The organism is Actinoplanes sp. NPDC049548, assembly GCF_040676695.1.
Lineage (GTDB): Bacteria > Actinomycetota > Actinomycetes > Mycobacteriales > Micromonosporaceae > Actinoplanes.
The window spans coordinates 1-16,561 of the sequence record NZ_JBFAPM010000012.1; the positions used below are offsets into that span (position 1 = coordinate 1).

At 71.1% G+C, this 16,561-nt stretch carries 10 protein-coding genes and 2 pseudogenes; 2 read left to right on the forward strand and 10 right to left on the reverse strand.

The window, feature by feature from the left end:
* Positions 1 to 1,867: 1,867 nt before the first annotated feature.
* A pseudogene (locus tag AB0J80_RS23045) lies at positions 1,868 to 2,239 on the forward strand (hypothetical protein); the annotation flags it as partial.
* A 1,591-nt stretch (positions 2,240 to 3,830) separates the two neighbouring features.
* Here AB0J80_RS23045 and AB0J80_RS23050 read toward each other — a convergent pair.
* Together AB0J80_RS23050 and AB0J80_RS23055 are read right to left on the reverse strand one after the other, a co-directional pair.
* Positions 3,831 to 4,793: a D-alanine--D-alanine ligase gene (locus AB0J80_RS23050; RefSeq protein ID WP_364708250.1), complete on the reverse strand. Its 963-nt coding sequence runs from the start codon at positions 4,791 to 4,793 to the stop codon at positions 3,831 to 3,833.
* 8 nt (positions 4,794 to 4,801) lie between these two features.
* Entirely contained in the window at positions 4,802 to 6,103 is a 1,302-nt protein-coding gene (locus AB0J80_RS23055) for a PLP-dependent aminotransferase family protein (RefSeq protein WP_364708252.1), read from the reverse strand.
* A 233-nt stretch (positions 6,104 to 6,336) separates the two neighbouring features.
* Here AB0J80_RS23055 and AB0J80_RS23060 point away from each other — a divergent pair, with 233 nt between their 5' ends.
* Positions 6,337 to 6,993, forward strand: coding sequence for a GNAT family N-acetyltransferase (locus AB0J80_RS23060; protein ID WP_364708253.1), 657 nt, complete (start codon positions 6,337 to 6,339; stop codon positions 6,991 to 6,993).
* Here AB0J80_RS23060 and AB0J80_RS23065 read toward each other — a convergent pair.
* From AB0J80_RS23065 to AB0J80_RS23100, 8 genes and pseudogenes are all read right to left on the reverse strand, one after another.
* Positions 6,990 to 8,141 (reverse strand): N-acetylmuramoyl-L-alanine amidase, encoded by a 1,152-nt coding sequence (locus AB0J80_RS23065; protein WP_364708255.1) that lies wholly within the window; start codon positions 8,139 to 8,141, stop codon positions 6,990 to 6,992. The two genes, AB0J80_RS23060 and AB0J80_RS23065, sit on opposite strands and share 4 nt — an antisense overlap.
* Positions 8,142 to 8,298: 157 nt before the next feature.
* Positions 8,299 to 8,622, reverse strand: coding sequence for a thioredoxin (trxA, locus tag AB0J80_RS23070; protein WP_199513240.1), 324 nt, complete (start codon positions 8,620 to 8,622; stop codon positions 8,299 to 8,301).
* A 13-nt stretch (positions 8,623 to 8,635) separates the two neighbouring features.
* Positions 8,636 to 9,595 carry a thioredoxin-disulfide reductase gene (gene trxB / locus AB0J80_RS23075; protein WP_364708256.1) on the reverse strand — a complete coding sequence of 320 codons (960 nt, stop codon included), beginning with the start codon at positions 9,593 to 9,595 and terminating at the stop codon, positions 8,636 to 8,638.
* 141 nt (positions 9,596 to 9,736) lie between these two features.
* Positions 9,737 to 10,879, reverse strand: a complete 1,143-nt coding sequence (locus AB0J80_RS23080) for a hypothetical protein (RefSeq protein WP_364708258.1) — start codon at positions 10,877 to 10,879, stop codon at positions 9,737 to 9,739.
* 314 nt (positions 10,880 to 11,193) lie between these two features.
* Positions 11,194 to 11,853: pseudogene (gene sigM, locus AB0J80_RS23085) on the reverse strand (RNA polymerase sigma factor SigM); the annotation flags it as partial.
* Positions 11,854 to 11,984: 131 nt separating this feature from the next.
* Complete coding sequence (locus tag AB0J80_RS23090; protein WP_364708260.1) at positions 11,985 to 13,550, reverse strand: protein kinase family protein; 1,566 nt, start codon at positions 13,548 to 13,550, stop codon at positions 11,985 to 11,987.
* A gap of 179 nt (positions 13,551 to 13,729) precedes the next feature.
* Entirely contained in the window at positions 13,730 to 15,553 is a 1,824-nt protein-coding gene (gene murJ, locus AB0J80_RS23095; RefSeq protein WP_364708263.1) for a murein biosynthesis integral membrane protein MurJ, read from the reverse strand.
* A 51-nt stretch (positions 15,554 to 15,604) separates the two neighbouring features.
* Positions 15,605 to 16,495, reverse strand: a complete 891-nt coding sequence (locus AB0J80_RS23100; protein WP_364708266.1) for a hypothetical protein — start codon at positions 16,493 to 16,495, stop codon at positions 15,605 to 15,607.
* Between the last annotated feature and the right edge of the window lie 66 nt (positions 16,496 to 16,561).

Genomic DNA, 16,561 nt, shown 5'->3' on the forward strand with positions numbered 1-16,561 from the left:
GGGGCGCGGCGGGCGGCGGGGGGGGGGCCGGCGGCGGGGGGGGGGGGGGGGGGGGGGGGGGGGGGGGGGGGGGGGGGGGGGGGGGGGTGGGGGGGGGGGGGGGGGGGGGGGGGGGGGGGGGGGGGGGGGGGGGGGGGGGGGGGGGGGGGGGGGGGGGGGGGGGGGGGGGGGGGGGGGGCGGTGGTTTCACGTGAAACCCTAGGCCCGACGCAGCGGTCCAAGCGCCGATGTTGGGAGAAGGCAACTGCGGGTTTGGAACGGCCGCTGAGCCGCGCCGTGCCGCCGCCAAGTCGGCGTGGCCATGTGGGACGGCGGCCGACATAGGCAGGACAGGGATCTGCGCGCTTTCGCGGTGTGCTGGATGCCGGGACGTATGGATCGATCGCGCCGGCTCGACACGAGGGCGGTCCTAAATCAACGCCGTGGGCACGGTGTGCGCCGGGGTGAGGCGGCCTGGTCCTCGATGCGGCCGGCCCACTCTTCGACCGGGTTAGGGATGGCTGTCGCCCAGGTATGTAGGCGTCCCGCGTGGTTGAGGCGTAGGCGCTCGCCAGAGGAGCATGGCCAGGCCGAGCCGAAACTGTCTCGCTCCTGCGATCACTGTGGGGGCCGGGTTCGTGCGACGCCAACACGCTGTCGCCAGCCCGGTGGAGCGGTCCGTTGGTCACCCGTCATGCCGGAGCGAGTCGACTCCTCACCTACGCTCGCGCAATCTGGGAGCTGGTAGCAGTCGGACCTAGATCGCAAGCCATTGGCACCGGCGCCGATAGCCACGCCGACAGCGACGCCCAAGGCGAGGGACAGAGCCGAGGGGCAGGGCGAGGGGCTGAGCCGAGGAGCTGGGTCGAGGGGGCAGGGCGAGGGGCTGAGCCGAGGGGCTGAGCCGAGGGGCTGAGCCGAGGAGCTGGGTCGAGGGGGTAGGGCGAGGGGCTGAGCCGAGGGGCTGAGCCGAGGAGCTGGGTCGAGGGGGTAGGGCGAGGGGCTGAGACGAGAGGCTGATCCGAAGAGCTGGGTCGAGGGCTAAACCGAGGAGCTGAGACGAGAGGCTAAGCCGAAGAGCTGGGTCGAGGGGCTAAGCCGAGGAGCTGGGTCGAGGGGTAGGGCGAGGGGCGGAGCCGAGGGTGAGAGCGCCGCCTATGCCGATGGCGCTGGGGTTGCCGATGGAGGTGTGGTGGTTAGGCATGAAGAACTTCGACCCTCCAATCTCTCAGTCGAAGAGAGCGGCCGACCGACGGCAGTCCTCCGGCGTTGGCACTCCGGACGGTCGGCATCGGCGATGCTTTGAGGCGGCCAGTTCTGCTGGAGCGCCGACGTAGAGATCGGCGGACGGCAGTATCCACATGGTGTGCGCAACGCCTGTTGATGAGATGGCCTCCCTGGTTTCACGTGAAACGACGCCGATGTTGTGGGCGCTTTCCACGGCGGTATCCACAGGGCTCGCAAGCCTGCGACATGGTGTTTCACGTGAAACGGGGCGGGCTGTGGATAACTCTTGTGGATAACTTTGGGGAGCGGTGGGGCCCGAGGGACGGTGATCGACTTCTACGGGTGGGTGTTGCCTGAACGGTGGAGGTTGGCTTGGCGGGTTCGGTGAGAAATTGACCCGGGACAGTGCCGCGGTGACTGCATTAGGGTCAGCGTCGTGCCCGAGAACAGTCCCTCGCTACCCGACTTCACGCGCTGGCCTTCCTTTCCTTTCGAGGGCGACATGCGAGTCAAGCGCCTCGCTCCCCCCGTTGAAGTCGAGCCTCCTCGGAGCGGCGAGGACGCTGCCGACTGCGTCGCCTGCAATACGCCGGATGACGCGTACATCTGGGTCAGTGAGCGGTGGCGGGTCCGGGCCATGGACCGGCCCACCGGGCTGCCCATGGTTCTCATCCTGGAGTGCCGGTCGCACCTCGATCTGGGCGACCTTCCCAATCTCCTGGCGGCGGAACTCGGTGTCATGACGGTGCGCCTCGAGCGGGCGGTTCGGTCCCTCGACGGCGTCGCTCGGGTTCACGTGAATCGGTGGGGTGACGGCTCCGCCCACTTGCACATGTGGTTCCTGGCGCGTCCGTACGGGCGGCTCCAGCTGCGGGGCACGTTCCTCTCGCTCTGGGACGACATCCTGCCGGTGATTCCCGAGGAACAGTGGCGCGGGAACCTGGCCCTCGTCGCCGCTTGGCTGGCCGAGTTCGGAGGGCGGGCGATCGCCGAGCCGCCGCACATTCATTGGGAGGCGCCTGCCACCTTCGGAGATCAGCCGACGGTGGCTGCCCCAGGCGGCCTAGAGGAAGATGCCGATCCCACCGCCGACCTCGCTAACCGCGTTGACGTCACCGTATCCGGGCCGGCTACCGCCGGCGGAGGCAGCGCTGCCGCGGGCGGTAGCGAGCCGGAGAAACCGTCGCGGCCGGCTTCCGTTGCCGCCGTTGTTGTGAACGAGGCTGGCCCGGGCGGCGTTACTTCTCCAGCTGACGAGGCTTCCCGTGACGACGCTGAAGGACGTCAAGAGCCGGCAGACGTCCAGAGCAGCAGCAGGGACGAGTCGGCGGACGCCGGTGGGGACGCCGGTGACGTTGTGCCGGTCGACCCCGGCGAGAGCGCCGCCTCCCTTGCGACGGCTACTGCGGCAGAAGGCTTCGGACGAGCCGAACGGGGCATCGCCGGTGAGGGTGCTGGCGACGCCGGTTCGGACGTACGTGGTGAGGGTGCTGGCGGGGTTGTTGGGTCAGCTGCCGTTGAGCGCTCTGCTGGGGTCGAGCCGGTGGGTGCCACGCGAGACAGCGGCGGGCTCGAGCGAGACCTCCCCCCCGCTGAGGTGGGGCCGAGGGCTACGGACGGGGGTGCCGACGAGGTCCAGCAGAGCGAGCTTGAGGACGGGAGTCAGGTCGCCGGCCGACCTTCCGAGTCCGACGCCGGTCAACGCGCGGGCGAAGTCCGGCTGCCCGACGACGGGGACGGTGCAGAGCGAGGGGATGGCTCCAGCGACGGGGACGGTGCTGACGGCGGGGATGGCTCTAGCGACGGGGAGGGTTCCGGCGTCGCGGACGCCATGGTCGAGGAGACGGCCGACTCCGCCCGTGGCGGTCCGATGTTCCGTGAGACGAACGCTCGCACTTTCGATGACGGTGAAACGCGCGACCTTTCGGCGTATGCCAAGAAGCTGACGGGTACGGCGGATGAGCCGTCGCCGAGCGGCGTCGGCGACGGCAATGCTCCGCACAACGACACCAGCGAGGACGAGGACCTGGACAGCGCGGAGCTCGACGACGCGAAGAACATAGGCGGGAGTGGCGAGCCGGCGGGCCTTTCCGACGCCGTTCCGGCTGAGCCTGTTCCGGACCTCAGCGCGGATACCGGCGGTTCACCGGACGTCCCGCGTGGACCGCGCACCCTCCGGTAACTCGCACGAAGACGACCGCGCGGCGTGGAAGTCATGGGTTGGTGTTGGACGCGAGAACGAGTTCCACCGTGGCGGCTCGCCTGATGGGCATCGTGCCGGCTCGACCTGGACGGGCATCGCGGGTGTCTCAGCTTGGCGGCCCGGCTTGGACGGGCATCGCGGGTGGCTCAGTCGGCTTGGAAGACACGGGGCGGCCGGGCTTGCACGAACGCGGGAGTGACCAAGCCCGGACCGGCACGAGGGTGCCTCGGTGTTGACCAGGTCGAAATGGGTGACGCCGAAGGCGTGGCCGTCAGGCGCGATGGTGGAGCGCGCGTCCAAGCGACAGCGTCGCGGCTAGGTAGGCCCGCATTCACGCCGCGCCCACCGACCCCCCGGGGTCGGGCGGACCGGCTGTTCGGGCGGAGCTATACCGAAGGACCCCGCCCGAACGGCGTACCGGCTACGCGCTCCCGCGAGCCACGGCCCGCTCCACCAACGTCTCGAGCATCTTCCCGAAGTCCAGCCCCGCCGCCTGAACCGCCAACGGCAGCAACGACGTCTCCGTCATCCCCGGCGACACATTGACCTCGAGCACATGCGGCACCCCGTCCGCATCCACGATCAGGTCCACCCGCGAAAGGTCTCGCAAGCCCAACGCTTCGTGCGCCGCCAGCGCCGTGGCCGCCACCGATTCCGCCACTGGCGGTGTGAGGCGGGCCGGGGTGTGCCAGGTTGTCAGGCCTGCCGTGTACCGGGCCGCGTAGTCGTACACGCCGTTGCTCGGCACGATCTCCACGGCCGGCAGCGGGACCGGCCCCTCCCCCAGGTCGATGACCGACACTGCCACGTCCATGCCGGGGACGTAGCGTTCCACGAGGGCTGTCGAGTCGTACGCGAAGCAGCTCACCATCGCCGCCGGGAGGGCTGCTGCCTCCGGGACCACGCCTGCTCCCAGGCCCGAGCCGCCCTGGGCCGGCTTGACCATCAGGGGGAGGCCGAGGCGGTCGGCGATGCGGTCGAGCACCGCGACCGCCCCGAGCTCCGAGAAGCGGTCGTGGGGCAGTGCCACCCAGTCGGGGGTACGGATGCCGTTCTCGCGCAGCATCGACTTCGCCGACGGTTTGTCCCAGGCGAGGCGGGAGGCCGCTGCGGTGCAGCCGACGTACGGGACTCCGCACAGGTCCAGGACTCCGCGGAGCGACCCGTCCTCGCCGGTCGCCCCGTGGAGTGCGATCACCACCGCGTCCGGTGGGTCTTCCTGGAGCGTGGGGAGCAGGGTTACGTCCGCGTCACGCAGTTCCGCCGACAGGCCTACCGCTCGCAGGGCGTCGAGGACCCGGCGGCCCGAGCGCAGGGACACGTCGCGCTCGTAGGAGAGGCCGCCGGCGAGGACGAGGATGTGCGGTTCTGTGGACGTACCCATGGAGGTGATCATGCCAAGTCGGGGCCGGGAGCGTCCGCGGCGGCCGGGCCACGACGGTGGTGGGGAGTTGTCGGGCCGAAGACCGCGCGCATGGCGAGCTCCTGCTCCATGACGCCGGCGAGGCGGCGGACGCCTTCGCGGATGCGGGCCGGCGGCGGGAAGGAGAAGTTGAGCCGCATGTGGCCGGCGCCGGTGCCGTCCGCGAAGAACCCGGTGCCCGGCACGTAGGCGACGCGGGCGGCGATGGCGCGCGGCATCATCGCCTTCGAGTCGAGGCCTTCGGGGAGGGTGGCCCAGACGAAGAGGCCGCCTGCCGGGCGGGTCCAGGTGGTGCCCGCCGGCATCAGGTCGTGGAGGGCGTCGAGCAGGGCGTCGCGGCGTTCGCGGTAGATCTCGCGGTAGGACTTGATCTGCTCGCGCCACGGCATCGTCGACAGGTACTGCGTGACGGCGGCCTGGGAGAACGCGCTCGGGCACAGGATGGTCGCCTCGCTGGCCATGACGAGCTTCTCGCGTACGGCATGAGGGGCCAGGACCCAGCCCACCCGCAGCCCCGGCGCCAAAGTCTTGGAGAACGTGCTGATGTAGAAGACCCCGTCGCGGCGGCGGGCGCGCAGCGGTCGCGGCGCCTCACCCTCGAAGCTGAGCAGACCGTAAGGGTCGTCCTCGACCACCAGCAGCCCGTGCCGCTCGCAGATGTCGAGGATCTCCTCGCGGCGTTCCTCGCTGAGCGTGACCCCGGCCGGGTTCTGGTAGGTCGGGATCGTGTAGAGGAACTTGGCCCTCCCACCTGCTTCTGCTATCGCCGCCTCGAGGGCCGCCGGGATCAGGCCGTCGGCGTCCATGGCGACGTGCCGCACCTGTGCCTGGGCGGCCTGGAACACGCCGAGTGCGCCGACGTACGTCGGCCCCTCGGCGAGCACCACGTCGCCCGGGTCCAGGAACAGCCGTGCCACCAGGTCGAGCGCCTGCTGACCGCCGACGGTGACCACCACGTCGTCGGGGCTCGCGCCGTTGGACGCGTCGATGCCGGAGAGGGCCATGACCTCGCAGATGCCTTCGCGGAGCTCGGTCGTGCCCTGGCCGATGCCGTACTGGAGGCTGGTCGTGCCGAGCTCGGACCCGAGCCGCCCCATCATCTCGCCGACGGCGTCGAGGGGCAGCGCGGCGACGTACGGCTGGCCGCCGGCCAGCGACACCACCTCGGGACGGCTCGCGACGGCGAACAGGGCGCGGATCTCCGACGCGGCCATCCCCTGTACGCGCTTCGCGTAGCGATCGGTGTAATCGTCTTGAGTAGTGCCGGACATGCGGCTTCACCTCATCCGTGAACGGGACACATCGGCGTCCATGCTAAACAGCGGATGCATCGGGCCACCTCTGTAAACCAGCCAGCGGGACGGTGGTGGCACACCCGTTGGAGTCCGATCCGCTCCCGTTCAAGGCGAATGCGGCGTAGGATCCGTCCGGGGGCGCGGACGAGCACGTGAACAGGACCGTGCCGCAGAGTCCGGATTCGCACCGACTTCTCGAGGGGTCCCGCATGTCGCGACGCCTGGTCAACCTGACCCTCGACACGCTCGAAGACCTGCCCCGGCCATGCCGCGGCTGCGTCTTCTGGGAGCTGGATCCGGTCTCGGCCGAGCGGGCCTGCGCCACCGGCGACCCCGGGCTCGAGAAGGAGGCGTGGGTTTCCCAGACGCTGCTCGAGTGGGGCTCCTGCGGCAAGCTGGCGTACGTCGACGGCATGCCGGCCGGGTTCGTGATGTTCGCCCCGCCCGCGTACGTCCCGAGGTCGATGGCCTTCCCCACCTCGCCGGTGAGTGCGGACGCGGCCCTGCTGATGACGGCGCACGTGGTGCCCGCGTTCGCCGGGGGTGGGCTGGGCCGCATGCTGGTGCAGGGGGTCGCCCGTGACCTGACCAAGCGCGGGATCAAGGCGATCGAGGCGTTCGGCGACGCCAAGTTCGGCGAGGACGGCGAGGGCTGCGTGGCGCCGGTCGACTTCTTCCTGTCCGTGGGCTTCAAGACCGTACGCCCGCACCCGCGCTATCCGCGGCTCCGGCTGGAGCTGCGGACGGCGCTGTCGTGGAAGTCGGACGTCGAGTACGCGCTGGAGAAGCTCCTCGGCTCGATGAGCCCCGAGACGCTGCTCCGCCCGGTGCGGCCCGTCACCGCGACGACGTCGACCGAGAGCTAGGAGTTCCGGGAGGCGAGCGCGAGGCGCAGCTGCCGTACGTCGATCGACCCGGTCGGCACGTCGGCCTCCACCGGGAAGTACATCCGCTGCACCGCCGCGAGGATCGCCTCGACCATCTGCTCGCGGGACAGCGGGTCGATGAGCCGTTCGCGGTCGGCCGGCGAGGTCAGATAGCCCAGGTCGACCCGGACGGCCGGCATCTGGGTCAGGCGCAGCAGCTCCCACGTCTTGGAGTGGATGCGGCAGTCGCGCATGCCGGTGCGGACGACGATCTCGCGTTGGACCAGGTTGGCCAGCCGCTCCCCCACCGTCGACGTGGCGCCGTTGCCGGTGCCGTAGTGGTAGCTCGCCACCCCGTCGGCGGTCGGCGTCTCCTGGCCGTCCAGGTGCAGGGAGATCAGCAGGTCGGCACCGAGGCTGTTGGCGAGCGCCGCCCGCTCCTGACCCGTCATGGCCTGGGCCGGGGCGGGGCCGCGGGTGAGGTGTACGCGCATGCCGGCGGCGGCGAGGCGGCCCTCGAGGCGGGTGGCGATGTCGAAGACCAGGTCGGCCTCGGTCCAGCGCAGCTGCCCGTCCGGCACGACGACGCCGAGGTCGTCCGGGCCGCCGTGGCCGGGGTCGATGACGATCGTCTTGCCGACGAGGCTGGATCCGGACTGCCGGAACGCCTCGGCCTCGCGCAGCCAGTTGGGGCGGCCGCCGACGACCTTGCGGCCGAGCCGGCGCAGCGCCTTCATCGTGTGCGGGCCGCACGAACCGTCCGGGGTGAGGCCGACCTCGCGCTGGAACTGGGCGACCGCCCGGGCCGTGCGCGGGCCGTAGATGGCGTCCGCCCGGCCGGTGTCGAAGCCCATCTCGAGCAGGCGTTCCTGCAGCGCGCGCACATCCTCGCCGACCAGCGACGTCGGCACCGAGTGGAACAGGGTCCGCGCGCCGAGCTTCCAGCGGGCGCCGTCGAGCGCGGACCAGGTCTCCGGGCCGACGAGCCCGTCGACGCCCAGGCCGCGGCTCTGCTGGAAGGCGCGTACCGCGTTCTCGGTGACGGCGTCGAACTCGGTGCCGCCGGTCTCCAGGAGGTCGAGGCCCACCAGGATCGACCGGATCTCCTCGACCGCCGGTCCGGTGTCTCCACGTCGGATCGAGCGCACGCGCGGCTCCTAGAACGTCAAGGGTTGGGCAGAGGGCAACTCCCGGAGCGTACTCCTCGGCGTCGCGGGTGGCCCGGCGTCGATGTGCGCTCCGTGCGTCGCATCACGAAGAACAACGCCCCGCATCCGGGTGGATGCGGGGCGTTGCGAAAGTCGGTCAGAGGGCGGATTCGATGAAGTTCACCAGGGCGCCCTTGGGCTTCGCGCCGGCCACCGAGTTGACCGGCTCACCGCCCTTGAACAGGGTCAGCGTCGGCACGGACATCACCCGGTAGGCGCGGGCGGTCTCCGGGTTCTCGTCGATGTTGACCTTGACGATCTCCACCTTGTCGCCCATCTCGGTGGCGATCTCCGCCAGCAACGGGTCGACCTTCTTGCACGGTGCGCACCATTCAGCCCAGAAGTCGACAAGCACCACCTTGTCGGACTGCAGGACGTCACTGGCAAATGTGGCGTCGGTGACGGCCTTGGTAGCTCCCACTAGGACCTCCTGGTCACAGCTCTACGAATGATGCGATGAAGCGCTCGGCGTCCAACGCGGCCGCGCAGCCGGTGCCGGAGGCCGTGATGGCTTGACGGTAGGTGTGGTCGACGAGATCTCCGGCGGCGAACACGCCGGGAATGTTGGTGCGCGTGCTCGGGTGGTCGACCTTCACGTAGCCCTCGTCGTCCAGCTCGACCTGACCCTTGAACAGCTCGCTGCGCGGGTCGTGACCGATCGCGACGAAGACGCCGGTGACGTCCAGGACCTTGGTCTCGCCGGTCTGCACGTTGCGCAGCCGGGCGCCGACGACCTTGCCGTCATCGCCGAGGACCTCCTCGACGACCGAGTTCCACTCGACCTTGATCTTCGGGTTGTCCAGCGCGCGCTTCTGCATGACCTTGCTGGCCCGGAACGAGTCACGCCGGTGCACGATCGTCACGCTCTCGGCGAAGCGGGTGAGGAAGGTGGCCTCCTCCATCGCCGAGTCGCCGCCGCCGACCACGATGATGTGCTGCCCGCGGAAGAAGAAGCCGTCACAGGTCGCACAGGACGAGACACCGTGACCGAGCAGCTCCTGCTCGCCGGGCACGCCCAGCGGCCGCCACGCGGAACCGGTGGAGAGGATGACCGCGCGGGCGAAGTACTGCTTGTCGCCCACCCAGACCGTCTTGAGGCCCTCGGTGCCGGCGGCGGTCGGCTTGTCGCCCAGCTCGACGCGGGTGGCGTCGTCGGTGATGAACTCGGCGCCGAACCGCTCGGCCTGCTTGCGCATGTTGTCCATGAGCTCGGGACCCATGATGCCCTCGGGATGACCGGGGAAGTTCTCGACCTCGGTGGTGGTCATCAGCGCACCACCGGACTGCACACCCTCGATGACCAGCGGCTGAAGGTTGGCCCGGGCCGCGTAGAGCGCCGCGGTGTAACCGGACGGTCCCGAGCCGATGATGATCAGGTTTCGGACCTCGTCCACTGCCGACTCCTCAGTCTGGGTTCGCCGGGACACCGGCGACATCGCACGCTAGAACGTCATGGTAGGAGAGCAACATTCCCCCGCGTCATGGGCATGTGGGCCCCGGCATAGTGGGGGTCCTCACCACGGGCGGGAGTCCGCTCAGCCTACCTTCGACGACCCCAGCTTGTCGGCGCCGGAACCGCGCGCGCCACAGTCCGCGCCGGCCGCCCAGACCCACGTACCGTTGCCGGCGGTGAACTGCACGATCACGGCAGGCGAGCCCTCGTACCGGGCGTAGTCGACGCTCTGCGCGGTGACCGGCCCGGCGTCGTTCGCCGCGGAGATCGCATCGAGGCAGGCCAGCAGGGCTTCCTGCACCTTCAGCCGGTCGAGCGGGTCACCGTGACCGGCCCGCACGCCCGGGCTCGGTGCGGCCTTGTCCTCCGTCTGCGGCAGCGCAGGTCGCAGCTGGACCCCGGGCGCCTCGGATTGACCGTCCTTCGCCGCCCCGGCCACCGCCCGGGTCGCGGCCTGAGCGAGTGTCTGCCGGGTGTAGTCGGTCCCGCTGGCGAACGCCTGCGCCGGACCGGCCGGAAGAGCGAGGGTGGTGTTCTGCTCGGTCGCCGACTGATCCGCGAGCCCGGCGGCCGACGAGGGACTGTCGTCCGAGTCCCGCGCCCCGAACTGCTGGATCCCGAACCCGAGGAACGCCACCAGCCCGGCAGCGATCCCGACCGGCGCGGCCCACCTCAACCGCCGCGCCCGCTTCCGGGCCGTCGTGGGTCGCGCATCATCATTCGGTACGGCGACCAGATGCCGGCCAGACGCAACACCATCACTATGCGTCAGGACACGATCACTCCCGCTGTGCGCACCCGCAACATCGGCCCCCGCGGCGTGCTCTGGCCCGCTAGCCGCACCGCCCAGCTCAACCCCCGCGGCGAGTGCAGGCCCGCTAGCCGCACCGCCAACCGCACTGCCGCCGTCGAGCCCCACCGCATCTTCGGATCCATCCGAGGCGACACCTTCCGAGCTCGGGACCTGCCCGGCCACGACAGCGAAGGCGGCGTCCAGCCGAGCCACCACGTCCGCCGGCATCGGCTCCGGCTCATCCCCCCAGGCCCGCAGCTCCGCCGCCATGACCCCGGTCGCCTCGACCAGCTCCGCATGGGCCCGCCGCCACCCCGGATGACCGACGATGAGGGCGGCGACGACGGCCTCGTCCGGGGTGCCGTCCAGCGCGCCGCCGACATAGTCGGCCAGCAGGTCGAAGTCGACCTCGCTGAACTCTGCCCCGGTCACGCCTGGTCCCCTCTGTCACCCGAAGCCGGTAGCGGCCCCGGCGCCGGAAGCGGCACGCTCGCACCCGACCCCGATGAGACGCGCCCACCGGCCTCCCGGTTCCCGTCGTGACCGCCGTCTCCTGAGGTTTCCCCTGTCCCCGCTGCGCTACGCCCGGCCCCGGCGCGGCCGTGCCGCCCGTCCACGCCCGACTCCTCCCGGTCCCCGGCGCCGCCTGCAGTCACCGAGCCGCCATCCCGGCCTGCGGCCAAGCCGCGCCCAGCGTCAACCGAACCGCCTCCGCGGTCCAGACCGCCGCCGCCCTCGTCCGTGATGCGGCCCGCAACGCTCGATCCACCACCGCGACGACCCGCCTCTGCTGAACCGGCCGCCGCTCCCGTTCCGATCCGCAGGTGGCCGAGAGCCAGCGCCATCCGGGCCCGCCCCCGCGCACACCGGCTCTTGATCGTTCCCTCGGCCACCCCGAGGATCTCCGCGGCCTCGGCGACCGGGTAGCCCTGCACGTCGACCAGCACCAGGGCGGCCCGCTGCTCCGGCGGCAGGGCGGCGAGCGCTGCGCGTACGACGAGGGCGGTGTCGTGGTCCTGGGCGGGTGCGGCCGGCTCGGGGCCGGTGCCGGGGCCGCCGTCGTCGGTGTGCGTGCCGTCGGGGAGGGGGACGGTGGGGTGGGCCTGCCGGCGGCGGATGCGGTCGAGGCAGGCGTTGACCACGATGCGGTGGAGCCACGTCGTGACCGCGGAGTCGCCTCGGAACCGGGCGGCGCCGCGGTGTGCCGAGAGCAGCGCGTCCTGGACGGCGTCGGCGGCTTCCTCGCGGTCGCCGATCGTGCGGAGCGCCACGGCCCAGAGCCGGTCGCGGTGCCGCCGGACGAGCTCGGCGAACGCGGTGGGGTCGCCGGTGACGTGGGCGCGCAGCAGCTCGGCGTCGGTCGGCGCCGGAAGGTCCGTACCGGCGGGCGTACGGCCAGTGGTCACGACAGCAATGTAGCCGAGGCGTACCGCAACGGTGGGGCCCGGCGGTGCGGCACGGTGCGCGGCGCCCGTACCCGAATGCAACGATCCCCCCGTCGGAGGGACCGAAGGGGGGATCGTCGTCGGGTCTGGGCTCAGTCCGTCCCGTACACCTCGATGTCGGTGACCTTGACCTTGTAGCCGCCGGCGCCGTCGTCGGCGGGGGGCAGGTCGCTGAGGAACACCAGGAGGTACTGGTAGGTCTTGGTGTCGTCGAAGTACGGGAAGATCGAGTTGGTGCCTGTGGTCTTCTCGGTGTCGCCGTCGCCGAGCTTCTTGTAGGTCTTGTAGATCTGTTCGTCGCCCGCGGAGTTGTCGCCCGGGTCGCTGTTGCCGGAGCGGATGTCCATGGCGATGCCGGGGGCGGACGCCTCGACGCGGATCTCGCTCACGTGCTTCGGCGTGCCGAGGTTGATGAGGACGCCCATGCCGGGCTTGAGGTTGCCGAAGTTGGAGCGGTTCTGGAAGCGCTGCGTCTCCCAGCCGGTCTCCTTGCTGTCGTCGACGGTGAGCTTGGCCTCGCCCGTGTCGTTGCGCTCGCCCTTGGGCGGGTCGACGATGCGGACCATGTCCCCCGTGAGCTGCAGCTTCTTGATCGCGCCCTGCGCGTTGTCGTCGGGCTTGCCGGGGTTGGCCGGGTTGCCCTGCGTGCCGCCCTGCGGGGTGGTGTTGGCCTGGTTGGTGCCTTCCGGCTGGTTGTTGCCGGAGTTGCTGATCGCGCGGATGCCGAAGATGAGGCCGATCACCGCGATGACGGCGAGCGCCGCGATGCCCAGCACGATCTTGCGGGCGCTGCGGACCGGCTCCGCCGAGGTGCCCTGGGTGAAGCGCAGCGGCCCGACGTCCTCGTACTCCTCCTCGGCGGCGGCGTCGAGGCGCGCCAGCTCGGCGGCGAGGGCGTCCGCCTCGGGGGCCTGGACCCGCTTGTCGAGCAGGTCCATCGTCAGGTCGTCGAGGTACGCCGGGACGCCCGCGCGGATCTGGCGCGGCGTCGAGAGGGCGCCGTTGCCGTCGCGCATGGCGTCGGGCAGCGCGGACGTCCTGCCGATCTCCGCCTGCGGCCAGTGACCGGTGAGCGCGAAGTAGAGGATGCCGCCGACCGCGCGGACGTCGAACTCGGTGCTGTCCGACGAGTCGGCGCGGGCGTCGGCGAGGACCACCCGGCCGTCGTCGCCGATCAGGGTCGTGCCGGGGTGAACGTTGCCGTGCACCATGCCGGTGGCGTGCACAGCGGCGAGCGCGTCGGCGATGGCGTGCGCGATCGAGGTGGCGCGGGCCGGGTCGAGCGGGCCCTCCTGGGCCACCAGCTCGCGCAGCGCCTCGCCGTCGACCCACTCGCGGACGACGTAGGCGCGCTGGCCCTCGTCGATCGCGTCGTAGACGCCGACCAGATTGGGGTGGATCACGCGGCTCGCGTCGACCGCCGCCTGCAGCATCTCGGCCGCGGACTCGCCGCCCGGGTGCCGCAGCACGACCGCGACGGGACGCCGGAGAATGACATCGATGCCCCGCCAGACCTGCCGGCCCGCACTGTCGTTGTTGACGTGCTCCTCGAGCTGGTACCGCTCGGCCAGGATCTCACCGACGGTGGGCGCACCGAAGGTCATGACCGGACCGGCCTCGTCGGCCGCGGTCTCGTGGCCTTCGCCGACCTGGGTCACCCGTCCTCCCTCGGTGAGTCCGCTCGTGTCGCCCCCGACCTTACCCGCCCATGGCCAAGGTCCCACAGGTCATCCCCGGGCGCGGCACTCGTCCGAGGCCGTACGCCGAGGCGGTTCGAGCCGCTCGGCGTCCGTAAATTAGCTGTTCAGCGGGTTATCCACAGCGTTGTCCACAGCGGTTAGCGCCCGAGTTTGCGGCGCACCATCCCGACGACCTGATTCACCTCGTGGACCTTGAACAATGTAGCCGCCACGAGGTAGGTCAGCATGATCGCCCCACCCCCGACGACCACCTGCAGAGCGGCGGTCGGACGCCCGGGCGTGTCACCTCCGGGCAGGAAGTGCATGACCAGCAGGCCGGCGGCGGTCGCGACGGCCGCGGCGGCGAGCACCTTCAGCAGTGCGGCCGCGACCGACCCGAGATTGAGCCGGCCGATCCGGCGCCGCAGCACGGCCAGTGAGATCAGCGCCGAGACGAGGTAGGAGATCGCGTTCGCCGCGGTCATGCCGGCCGCGGCCAGCGACTGCGACAGCAGCTCGGCGAGCACGAGGTAGCCGGCGATCCGTACGGCGACCACCGGCAGGTTGATCAGGGCGACCGTCTTGTTGCCTTGCAGGGAGTAGAAGGCATAGGTGCAGAGGTAGCTGACAGACAGCGGGATGACCGCGAACGCGGCGACGACGAGTACGCGGCCGGTGGCGAACGCCTGGTCGTAGTTGAGCGCCCCACCCTGGAACAGCGTGACGGCGATCGGCACACCGAGCACGCCGTACGCGACGGCGATCGGGGCGAGGGCGGTGGTGGTGAGCCGGATGCCGCGGCTGAGGTCGGCGCTGACGTCGGCGTACCGGCCCTCGGCGGCGGCCGCGCTCATCTTCGGCAGCAGCGCGGTCATGACTGAGACGCCGATGATGCCGTGCGCCATCATCGTGAGCAGGAAGACGTTGTTGAAGGCCAAGGTGCTGGCCTTGCTGCCGTCGGACACCCCGCCGAGGACCCGGACCACGAGGAACACGGCCAGCTGGTTGGCGCCGACGTAGCAGAGCATCCACCCGGCGAGCCGCCCGATCTCACCGAGACCGAGCTCGCGCGGCGCCCACCGCCACCTCCACGAGAAGCCCACCTTGCGCAGGGCGGGCAGGAGGCCGACCGCCTGAACCACCATGCCGAGCAGGGTGCCGCCGCCGATCAGGAGGATCTCGCCGCGGCTCATGTCCTCGGGCTTGAGGCCCGCCGTACCGAAGACCGCGATGAAGACGCCGCACGTCGCGATGACGACGAGGTTGTTGAGGATCGGCGCCCACATCGGCGCGGCGAAGTGCCCGCGGACGTTGAGCACCGCGGCGATCAATGCGGACAGACCGGTGAAGAAGATGATCGGCAGGATCAGGTACGCCAACGCCGTGACCAGGTCCCGGTAGCCCGGGGTGGTCTGCGAGCTGGACTGGATCTGCGTGATCCAGTAGGCGGCGGCCGTGACCAGGATCGTCGCGATGCCGAGCGACACCACGGCGAGGGAAAGCAGACGCTGGGTGAACAGCTCGCCGCCGTCCGTGTCGGCTTTGCGGCGCCGTACAAGGAGCGGGATGAGGACGCTGGACAGGATGCCGCCGAGGAGCAGCTCGTAGATCTGGTTCGGAAGGAACTGCGCACTGGTGTACGCGTCGCCGACGCCCGCGCCCAGCGTCATGCCGATGAGCATGTTGCGCACGAAGCCGATCAGGCGGCTGACCAGGCTGCCGGCCGCCATGATGGCGCTGTTGCCGGCCGTGCTGCGGGCCTCGTCGGCAGGCGCTTCCTCGGCCTCGGCGCGCGCCGCACTGCCGTAGACCGTGCCGCCCCCGGCGGATCCGGACGGGATGACCTCGGGCGGAAGGGCCTGGTCGGCGGCCGCCGTGGGAAGCGTGCCCGTGCTGTCGACGGAGATCAGCATGGCGCCGTCGGACGGCTCCGGCTCACCGTCGGGCGCGGCGTGCGCGCTGCGGTACAGGCCGCCGCTCACCAAGACCTCCCCAGGGGTACGGACACAGACGCCACCCTAGTCAGGGCGTGCTCAGGTGTGCTGCCGGACCAGGGTGCCAGGCGGCGCGCCGGCCAGCGTCTCCACCATCCAGCAGGCCTCGAGGGGAACGAGCGGCTCGCTGAGTGCGTCCAGCACGGTCGGGTGGTCGCAGCCGGCTTCGGTCAACACCCCGAGCAGCGTGGCGACCGGGCGGAGGTCACCCGTGTCCGCCATGTGCCGGGCGAGCGGGCGGACCTCGGCGTACCACTGCTCCTCGGGCATGCGGGACAGCCGGCGTGCTGCCCGCCGTACCAGCTCGGCAAGCCCTTCGTGCGGAAAGCGCGAGCCGCCCCGGACCTGGAGATGCGCCGGAGCCGGCGCGGTGTAGGCCGCGATCGCGGCCTCGTCGAGGACCTGCGGCGACGGCACCGGCGGTTGCGGCCACCAGTCGGCGCCGGCGAACAGCGGCAACGGTGTCTGCTCCGGAGCAACCGGCGCAGGCTGCGGCACGTCGCGGCGCAATGACCTATATGCGGCTTGTCGCACTGCGGCGACCGCGCTGCCGTCGTCGTCTGCCGTGGCCGGCGCGAACGGCGCGAGCAACGCCACGACCAACCCGGGATGCGGCAGCGTCGGATCCTCGAGGGCGATGACGCGGGCACAGAGATCCAGCTCGTCCCAGCGCAGCGCGGCCGGGTACGGCCGGCCGGGAGCCGCCCAGCCCAGCTGCACCGGCTCGCTGGTCGCCGGCTCGCGCAGGCCGAGCGTCTGCTCGCCGGTGACCAGGTCGAGGTCGAGCACGAGGCCGTACCCGCCGGTCACCGGCAGGCTCACCCGCAGCTCGGCGGGCTCGGGGTCGTCGGTCGCGCTCCCGTCCGCCCGCAGCAGGGACCAGAAACCGGGATCCTCACTGAGGCGGCGCAGCGCCTCGGGTACGGGCACGGAACCATCCTGCCACCCCACCCACCGACCATGACCTCTCCACCAGGCCGATACGCTGGTCGTCCC

What these genes read in the sequence shown, in the direction of transcription:
- AB0J80_RS23050 (WP_364708250.1), bottom strand. Translation starts at nt 4,793, where the DNA reads ATGGGTACGTCCACAGAACCGCACATCCTCGTCCTCGCCGGCGGCCTC.
- AB0J80_RS23055 (WP_364708252.1), bottom strand. Translation starts at nt 6,103, where the DNA reads ATGTCCGGCACTACTCAAGACGATTACACCGATCGCTACGCGAAGCGC.
- AB0J80_RS23060 (WP_364708253.1), top strand. Translation starts at nt 6,337, where the DNA reads ATGTCGCGACGCCTGGTCAACCTGACCCTCGACACGCTCGAAGACCTG.